The organism is Sabulibacter ruber (genome assembly GCF_017355955.1).
Classification (GTDB): Bacteria; Bacteroidota; Bacteroidia; order Cytophagales; family Hymenobacteraceae; genus Nibribacter; species Nibribacter ruber_A.
The window spans coordinates 1-263 of the sequence record NZ_JAFFID010000153.1 but is presented as its reverse complement, the minus strand read 5'-3'; the positions used below and the strand labels follow the sequence as shown (position 1 = coordinate 263).

General features: G+C 68.4%; 1 protein-coding gene. It reads right to left on the bottom strand.

Annotated elements, in window-relative coordinates; all coding sequences use genetic code 11:
* Nucleotides 1-263: transposase (locus JT719_RS24850; RefSeq protein ID WP_207436460.1), on the bottom strand; the 263-nt coding region annotated here is incomplete at both ends.

Sequence of the window (263 nt, the reverse complement as noted above, 5' to 3'; positions counted from 1 at the left end):
CAATGACCGCGACGACCGGCCTCTCGATTTGGTCGAGCAGGGGCCCGAGCTCAGCGGCATCATCAACCTCCTTGCTGGTCAGGGTCGTGGCGACGATTGTGCCAGTCTCGGCATCGACGCCCAGGTGCAGCTTGCGCCAGGCCCGGCGACGCTGGGTGCCATGCTTTTCGACCAGCCATTCGCCAGGCCCGCTGAGCTTCACGCCGGTGCTGTCGACCACCAGCTGCACCGGTCCGCTCGCCGTCCAGGCCGGAGCGGCCACC